The 8,693-nt window shown below is 64.1% G+C and carries 5 protein-coding genes; 4 read left to right on the forward strand and 1 reads right to left on the reverse strand.

Features of this window, described 5'->3' with window-relative positions; translation table 11 throughout:
- Positions 1-1,366: 1,366 nt before the first annotated feature.
- Complete coding sequence (locus tag DIE23_RS35680; protein WP_124617143.1) at positions 1,367-5,728, forward strand: YadA-like family protein; 4,362 nt, start codon at positions 1,367-1,369, stop codon at positions 5,726-5,728.
- A gap of 125 nt (positions 5,729-5,853) precedes the next feature.
- Positions 5,854-6,516: an OmpA family protein gene (locus tag DIE23_RS35685; RefSeq protein ID WP_124617145.1), complete on the forward strand. Its 663-nt coding sequence runs from the start codon at positions 5,854-5,856 to the stop codon at positions 6,514-6,516.
- Between the two features lie 210 nt (positions 6,517-6,726).
- Here the strand turns inward: DIE23_RS35685 and DIE23_RS35690 are convergent, their stop codons facing one another.
- Positions 6,727-6,915, reverse strand: coding sequence for a hypothetical protein (locus DIE23_RS35690; protein WP_124617147.1), 189 nt, complete (start codon positions 6,913-6,915; stop codon positions 6,727-6,729).
- 86 nt (positions 6,916-7,001) lie between these two features.
- Between DIE23_RS35690 and DIE23_RS35695 the strand changes: the two genes are divergently transcribed.
- Entirely contained in the window at positions 7,002-7,217 is a 216-nt protein-coding gene (locus tag DIE23_RS35695) for a DUF3820 family protein (protein ID WP_124617149.1), read from the forward strand.
- Positions 7,218-7,412: 195 nt separating this feature from the next.
- Positions 7,413-7,727, forward strand: a complete 315-nt coding sequence (locus DIE23_RS35700; protein WP_124617151.1) for a high-potential iron-sulfur protein — start codon at positions 7,413-7,415, stop codon at positions 7,725-7,727.
- Positions 7,728-8,693 lie beyond the last annotated feature (966 nt).

Consider the following 8,693-nt stretch of genomic DNA (forward strand, 5'->3'; position numbering starts at 1 on the left):
GTCCGTGTGGGCATGTTTGACAATAACGAGCGCCTTCGTGACAACGCGGCCGCAGAGGAAAAATGGAGTGGGAAAAAGTGCCGAATCGATTATTGAATATCGGTCGTTGTTTCCGGTTTTAATTGACGTAAATGGAATTTGACCGAATGATGAATCCAATCGAGACATGTCGTTCAGACGGTCTTTTTTAGCGTGGATGGCGTTCATCGATTTCGTGTCACCGTAATAAAAATTTATCTATTGACGATTAAAAATGCTTTCGCATTGAAGTCGACTGCAATGCCGGAATGTATGAATGTAAATATCATCCGGCCGGGAAAACAATTTGTCCGCTCGGGAAAAGGTTTGATCCGGAGAATCCCGGCAAACTAGGCCCGAGGCAGCTGGAATCGGTTCTTCGGCGGAACGGCGTTCCACGCGAATTTCATGTGTCGCGGCGGCATGTTTGAGTGCGCAATATTCAATGTGACATTGAGTGCTGACAATCTCAAATTCCGGGATTCCGGTGCTGCGACGAGGGTCGGCACGAGGGTAATGCAAGCTTCTCATTCTTCAAATCGGTTGATGTGCGATATGAACGGAATGGCGTAGAAGCTGAAGAGAGTGTGACACACAAGGCAGCAAGAAATAGTCAAAGAAAGTCAGTCGATTAATTCGATGCAGGGGTCATCCGGCCAATCGTCATTTTTTCCGGAAATCCGGAATCTTCGGTGCGCGCCTGGATGGAAAGGGGTGAGTGGGCTCGCGTCGACCGCCGGGCAGTTCGATCCATCAGGCGGCGGTCGCGCGGGGCGCGCTTTCGAATCAGGCGGCACGAAAAAACATGAACATGAAAGGCACGGCAGATCACAGCACCGGTTCACCCGAACCGGCGCCGGCTGTCAGCGTTCGCAATCCGGCGGCGCATGCTTCAGCCCCGGGGGCCGCACGACGTCATCCTCCCCCTGAATGACACAGGACGGGCCGCCCGGCGGGCTCGGCGCGGCATCCGTCCAACCGGCGTCTGAACGACGCCTTCCCATGCAATTCGAGATCGCCGCCCCCCGGTTCGGCGCGATGGCGTGCGCACGCGCTTCCCCGCGGTGCGCCGCGCGGCATGCCGCTGCCTGATCGGCGAGCTCGACTTCCATGATTCGATAACCCGCGATCGTTGCCGTGCATCGTGTCGTCCGGCACGGGCGGCGTGCGGTCGTGTGATCGCGACGTGTGTCGCGTGTGTCGTGCAGAGCCGTTCGGCAGTTCAGTTAGACATGCGAAGCAAATAGCGAGGCGTCGCGAGACGGGAGACGACGAAGATGGAGACGGTCTTCTCCCGGCCGCGTTCGCTGTTGCGTCATCCAGCACATGTGAACCGAGGGAAAACAAGATGAACAAGTCGTTCAAGTCGATCTGGAACGAAGCACTGGGGGCGTGGGTTGCGGCGTCCGAGCTCGATCGCGCGCGCGGCAAGCGCGTGGCGTCGTCGAGGCGTGCGGGCGCACATGCCGATGAGGTCGGCATCGTCGCAAGCACGGCAACGCAGGCGACGCTGTCGCCACGGCGATTGGTCGTGATGATGGCATCCGCGTATCTCGGGCTGTTTCATGCCGGTGCGCATGCGCAATATGCCCAGGATGGCGGCTCCGCGACCGGCGGCATCAGTTCGATCGCGATCGGCATTGGTTCGAGCGCCGCGCAGCAGAATTCCACCGCGTTGGGCAACCTGTCGACGGCGGCGGGTCTTTCGGCCACGGCGCTCGGCCCGGGCGCGCATGCGATGGGCGACGGATCGACGGCCGTCGGGATCAACGCGCAGGCAACCGGCGTCAACAGCACGTCGATGGGGGTGCAGGCGATCGGCTCGGGAGATTACTCGGTCGCCATCGGTAACCTGTCGAGCTCGACCCAAAGCGGCTCGGTGGCGATCGGTAGCGGTGCAGGGGCGACGGGCGTATCCGCGATCGGGCTCGGCAACAATGCGCTGGCGTCCGGCCAGTATGCGGCGGCACTCGGGCTCGGGGCGAGCGCGGCAGGGGCTCAAAGCGTCGCGCTCGGCTATGCGGCGCATGCCGACCTGACGGGCTCGGTGGCCCTCGGCAACCAGTCGACCAGCTCCGGCGCGGCCGGCGTTGCCGTGGGCAGCGGCGCGCTGGCTTCCGGCAATTCGGCCGTGGCGATGGGCGTCAACAGCGGCGCGAAGGGCACGTCGTCGATCGCCATCGGCTGGGGCGGCACCGCGGGCGTGCCGGGTTCGGGCACGCAGTCTCTCGGCACCAGTTCGATCGCGATGGGCTCGGGTACGAGCGCCGGCGCCGACTATGCGCAGGCGTTCGGCCTGAACGCCAATGCGTCGGGCGTCAGTTCGATCGCGATGGGCGTACAGTCGACCGCGACGCAGCAGTACGCCGTCGCGCTTGGCAACCTCGCGCTCGCGACGGGCACGTCGGCCAGCGCGTTTGGCTCCGGCGCGACGGCGTCGGCGGTGAATTCGACCGCGGTCGGCATCAACAGCGTCGCGGCGGCCGGCTCCACCGTGGCCATTGGCGACAGCAACTCGGTCGCGGCAACGGCCGGCGCCGGTTCGATCGCGGGCGGCAACAGCTCCAAGGTACTGAGCGGCGCCGGCGCCGTCGCGCTCGGCCTGGGCCAGACGGTGAGCGGCAATGGCGCGGTGGCGATCGGCGACCCGAGCACCGCGATCGGCACCGGCGCGGTCACGGCCGGTTCGAACAACACCGCGAACGGCGACGGCGCCGTGGCGATCGGCAATTCGAACATTGCGCAGGGCACTGGCTCCGTCGCGCTCGGCAATACGTCGACGGCGGCAGCGGCGGGCGCGGTGGCGTTCGGCGCGTCGGCGGTGGCGACCAGGGCGAATGACGTCGCGCTCGGTTCCGGATCGGTGACGGCCGCGCCGAATCCGACGGCGACCGGGACCATCGGCGGTGTCACGTACACGTTCAACGGCGTCAATCCGACCAGCGTCGTCAGCGTTGGCGCAGTGGGGGCCGAGCGCCAGATCACCAACGTCGCGGCAGGGCGGATCAGCTCGACGAGTACGGATGCGATCAACGGTTCGCAGCTCGATGCGACGAACCAGGCGGTGACTTCGTTGTCGACGTCGACGTTGTCGAGCATCACGTCGTTGTCGACCGGAGTTTCGTCGTTGTCGACGGGGCTGTCGTCGGCGAATAGTGCGATTACGTCGTTGTCCACGTCGACGTCGACCGGGATCAGTTCGTTGTCGACTGGCCTCAGCTCCACAAACAGCGCAGTGACGTCACTATCGACATCCACGTCGACGGGTCTGTCCTCGGCGAACAGCGCAATCACATCGCTGTCCACTTCGACGTCAACGGGCATCAGCTCGTTGTCGACCGGCCTGAGTTCGACGAACAGCACGATCACATCGCTGTCGACGTCGACGTCAACCGGCATCAGTTCGCTGTCGACCGGCCTGAGCTCGACGAACAGCACGATCACGTCGTTGTCGACGTCGACGTCAACGGGCATCAGCTCGCTGTCGACCGGCCTGAGTTCGACGAACAGCACGATCACATCGCTGTCCACGTCGACGTCGACCGGCATCAGCTCGCTGTCGACCGGCCTGAGTTCGACGAACAGCACGATCACATCGTTGTCGACGTCGACGTCAACGGGCATCAGCTCGCTGTCGACCGGCTTGAGCTCGACGAACAGTTCGATCACGTCGCTGTCGACGTCGACCTCGACCGTCGTCGGCTCGCTGTCCACCGGACTGAGCTCGACAAACAGCAACCTGACGTCGCTGTCGACGTCCACGTCGACGAGCATCGGTTCGCTGTCGACCGGCTTGAGCTCGACGAACAGCACGATCACGTCCCTCTCGACCTCGACGTCGACCAGCATCGGCTCATTGTCGACCGGCCTGTCGAGCACGAACAGCAACCTGACCTCGCTGTCGACCGCCACATCGACGGGCATCAGTTCGCTGTCGACGGGCCTGAGCTCCATCGCGAACAACAACAACAACCTCGGCAACAGCACGGCAGGCGCGATCGGCGGCGGGGCCACCTACGATCCGACGACCGGCACGATCTCGGCGCCGTCGTACGTCACGTACAACGGCAACGGTTCGACGACGATCAACAACAACGTCGGCGCGGCGATCGACAACATCAACGCGCACGGCATCAAGTACTTCCACGCGAACTCGACCGCGCCGGACAGCCAGGCGCTCGGCGTCGACAGCGTGGCGATCGGACCGAATGCGATCTCGCGGGTGGACGGCAGCATCGCGCTCGGCTCGGGTTCGGTGGCCGATCGTGCGACCGCGCCGGCGTCCGGGATCATCCGCAACGGCACCGCGTCGATCCCGTTCAACACGACGGACCAGGCGCTGCTCGGCGCGGTGTCGGTCGGCGACGCGACGAGCAGGTCGTATCGCCAGATCACCAACGTCGCGGACGGCACCGGGCAGCAGGATGCGGTGACGGTACGGCAGCTGGCCGGCGCATTGCAGTCGTTCGCGGTCACGGGCCAGAAGTACTTCCACGCGAATTCGACGGCGGCGGACTCGCTCGCGGTCGGCGCGGAATCGGTCGCGGTGGGGCCGACGACGGTCGTCAACGGCGACAACGGCGTGGGCATCGGCAACGGCGCGATCGTCGATCAGACCGCGCCGGGCGGCATCGCGATCGGGCAGGCGGCGAGTTCCGCGCAGGCCGACGCGATCGCGCTCGGCAGTGGCGCGACGGCAACCGGCGCGCAATCCGTCGCGCAGGGTGCCAATGCCGTGGCGGTCAGCGTGGGCAGCGTCGCGCTCGGCTCGGGTGCGCACAGCAACGCGACGGATGCGCTCGCGCTGGGTGCCGGTGCGTCGGCGACGTTCGCGAACAGCGTCGCGCTGGGCGCCGGCTCGCTGACCACGGTCGGCGCGCTGACGAACTATGTCGCGTACGGCCTGAGCAGCCCGCAATCGTCGGCCGGCGAAGTCAACGTCGGCAACCGGCAGATCACCGGCCTCGCCGCAGGCAAGAACGGCACGGACGCGGTGAACGTGTCGCAGCTCGACGCGGTCGCGAACCAGCTGACGACGCTGATCGACAAGCGCACGACCAACCTCGGCGGTTCCTACACGTCGAACCCGTCCGGCGGCAACGTGCCGCCGGGGCCGAGCGGTTCGAACTCGTCGGCCGGCGGCTCGGGGGCGGTGGCCTCCGGCTCGAACAGCACGGCGGTCGGCAACGGGTCGACGGCGTCCGGCAGCGGCTCGACCGCGATCGGCGTCGGGGCGACCTCGTCGGGCAGCAATTCGGCGGCGGTCGGCGCGGGCAGCAACGACGGCGGCCGCTCGAACGTCGTCGCGGTCGGCACGGCGGATTCGGCGCGGCAGGTCGTCAACGTCGCGGCGGGCACGCAGGGCACGGATGCGGTGAACGTGAACCAGCTGAATGCGGTCTCGAACCAGTTCACGCAGTCGCTGAACACGGTCAACAACCAGCTCACGCAGATGCAGCAGCAGATCCAGCAGACCGATTCGATGGCACGTGAAGGTATCGCCGCAACCGCCGCGATGGCGTCGATCCCGCACATGGACCGCGACTCGAACTTTGCGATGGGTGTCGGCACGGCGACGTTCCAGGGTCAGAAGGCCATGGCCGTCGGCATGCAGGCGCGCATCACGGAGAACCTGAAGGCGACGCTGAACGGCGGTTTCGCCGGCAGCCAGCGCGTCGTCGGCGCGGGCATGTTGTATCAGTGGAAGTGATCGTGCGCGGCGGTTCGCGCCGGCACGCGTTGCCGGAGCGAACCGCGCCGACCGCAAAGGCATGCGCATGCGGCCGCGCCACCGCGCCGCACACGCTGCACCCATCGCATTTTCGGAGTCATCAAGTGAAAAACATCCATCTTGCACTGCTGGCGTCCGTCGTTTCCCTCGCTGCCTGTTCGAGCGCGTCGGGGCCGACGTACAACGCATACGAGCTGCAACCGAGAAGCGGCATCCGGACCTTCCGCGTCGACTGTCACGGGATCCTGTCGAGCGCACAGACCTGCATGAAGGTCGCGACGCGCATGTGCGGCAACGAGGCCGTGCGCCTGGTCGATGCCACGACGCCGTATCGCGACGGTGCCGATCCGCACTCGATCGTGTTCCAGTGCGGCGCGGCACCCGCGCCGGCCGCCGCGGTCGCCGCGCCGGCGCCTGCTCCGGTCGAGAAAGTGAGCCTGACCGGCGATGCGTATTTCGCGACCGACTCGGCCGTGCTGACGCCCGCGGCGAGTGCCGCGCTCGACGCGCTGCTGAACCGGCAAGGCGACAGGCATTTCTCGCGCGTGGAAGTGGAGGGCTATACCGACGCGACCGGCTCGGACGCGCACAACCTGGCGCTGTCGAAGCGCCGGGCCGATGCGGTCGCGGGGTATCTGGGCGAGCATGGCCTGAAGGCGGATTTGTTTGCCGCGACGGGGCATGGAGCAGCCGGTCCGGCTGCCCCGAACGATACCGCCGAAGGGCGGGCGCGCAATCGCCGGGTGGAGATCTCGCTGCAGAAGTAAGCAGCCGCGACCGGGTTGCCGCAGGCGTGGCCGTCGAAACCGGACGGACGGCTCGCTTGCGGCAGCGGCGCCGTCCGGGGACGCGGTTCGTCGAAGAAGGTGACGCGTCACGCGGTGCATGTACGGTGCCGCCGCCGTCGTCGCACGGACGACGCTGACGCACGGCGGCTCGCGTCCGACTCGCGGGCCATCTCCGCTCCGGGCAGCGGATCAGTGCCTGATCACGCAGACAGACACGATTTCGAATCCGGGGTCGGCATGCATGTTTGCCGCTTTTTCCGCTTCCTCATACGAACCAAAGGACGTGGCATCTTCGATTGCCGGTGCCATGCCGATATCGCCGTCCTCGGCGGTGCAGAGGAACTGCTCACCGGTCTTCACGACGTAGATGGACATCATGATTCCCTCCATGGTTTGCAGGGGGAAATTCCAGTCTAGCAGGCAAGAAGGGGCGCGCGGTAACGGAAAGCGTGCACAATATCCGCATGCGAGCCCCAGACCTTGAATGCCTTGTCACCGTCACCATGCCCTTCGGAAAATACAAGGGCCGACTCATTGCCGAGCTGCCCGGACCGTACCTCAACTGGCTGGCTCGCGAAGGGTTCCCGCGCGGCGAGCTTGGCCGACAACTCGCGCTGATGCACGAGATCGACCATAACGGCCTGAGGGACTTGCTGGAGCCGCTGCGCAAACGCGGATAGCGCCAACCGGCCCCTATTGACGCAGCGTGTCATTCCGTTGCGTTTCGATGCGGTCGCCCGTGGCGTTGCCGCATCGTTCGCGCAGGCACGGGCGACCCGGGACGCCGTTTCGGGACTCGGGACGGACGGCGTCACATCCATCGGGGAACGACGTTTCCCGAACATCCGTTCACGCAAGTTTGAAGGGAGGACACCATGAAATTTTCCCGCCGTCGTTTTATTGCCGCCACCACCGTTCTCGCGTCCGCGCTCGCCATTGGACGTCGCGCGGCGGCCGCGGATGCCGGTGTCGTGCAGGAATCCGATGCAAACGCCCAGGCCCTCGGCTACAAGACGGATGCCAGCCGGGTCGACCATGCGAAGTTCCCGAAATTTGAGGCGAGCCAGGCCTGTGCGAACTGCCAGTTCTTCCAGGGCAAGACTGGCGCCGCGATGGCGCCGTGCACCATTTTCGGCGGCAAGCAGGTCAATGCAAAAGGCTGGTGCAGCGCCTATATGAAAAAGGCGTAGCTAGCAGGGGCGGCGTGGCGATCGTGTTGCGCTCCGGTTCCGTGACGGCCGCACCGAGTCCGACCGCGACTGGAGCATGTCCAACCTCCGCGGCGCGTACACGTCGAACCCAGCCGGTTCGAACGTGCCGCTGGCAAGGCAAGTTTCGAAGCCGATTGCTGCGGCGCAAAAAACAGGCCGGGACAAGTCGGAATGCGTCCGCTTTGGCGCGAAGCGCTAAGCGGGGCGAGTTGCCGTTGCCTGAGTCGCTTCGCGATAGGTGCTTTCTGGCGGGCGCCGATGTCTTGGAAGGATGACTGCGTTCAAAATGAACGGAAGCGGATGACGTCGAGAGATTTTTCATGCGAAATTCAAGGCGCAAAATGTCTCTAAAAAAGAGGTGTGATAGACGTCTTTCAGTATGTTTCAGGTCGGTGCAGTGGGCAGTGCTCTTGATGGAAATGAAATCGATCGCGCGATTGAATGGCCGGATATTTGTGGAATAAATGAAACGGAAAAAGATCCTTGCAGGGGGGGGATCCGTCGCGGTCTTGATCTAATCGGACTGCGAAAATTTTCCGGGAAAATTCTGAGATTTTATTGATGCATTAGGATCGACTTGCCCTCATCATTCGACTCGAGCAGGGCTCGTGTAGACGCCGTGCGTACCAGGTTTTAAAAAGGCTTGGAGCATAACGCGCAGGGCTGGCGTGGACGAAAAAATCATTGTGTGAGGACGACGCAATCAATCCAAATTCCGTCTTTGGCATTCGGTCAAGGTATTCCACGTATTGATGGAAAGTGGAGTGTCGGTCCAATTGATGGCTGCTCGCCGCGGTAGATGCCACGCGGAGGAGGGTGTTTTTGCGCCGCATGTTATATCCGAGAAATTATCGGATGTGGGTATCGAAAAGTTGATATGACTCCGCCTGTCAATAGGGATTGGTTTTGGGTTTGTTGAGGCGCATGTTGACGGAATTTCCTGAG

This window comes from Burkholderia sp. Bp9143 (assembly GCF_003853645.1).
Classification (GTDB): domain Bacteria; phylum Pseudomonadota; class Gammaproteobacteria; order Burkholderiales; family Burkholderiaceae; genus Burkholderia.

Coding starts and splice junctions, on each gene's coding strand:
- DIE23_RS35690 (WP_124617147.1), bottom strand. CDS start 6,915: ATGATGTCCATCTACGTCGTGAAGACCGGTGAGCAGTTCCTCTGCACC.
- DIE23_RS35700 (WP_124617151.1), top strand. CDS start 7,413: ATGAAATTTTCCCGCCGTCGTTTTATTGCCGCCACCACCGTTCTCGCG.
- DIE23_RS35680 (WP_124617143.1), top strand. CDS start 1,367: ATGAACAAGTCGTTCAAGTCGATCTGGAACGAAGCACTGGGGGCGTGG.
- DIE23_RS35695 (WP_124617149.1), top strand. CDS start 7,002: ATGCGAGCCCCAGACCTTGAATGCCTTGTCACCGTCACCATGCCCTTC.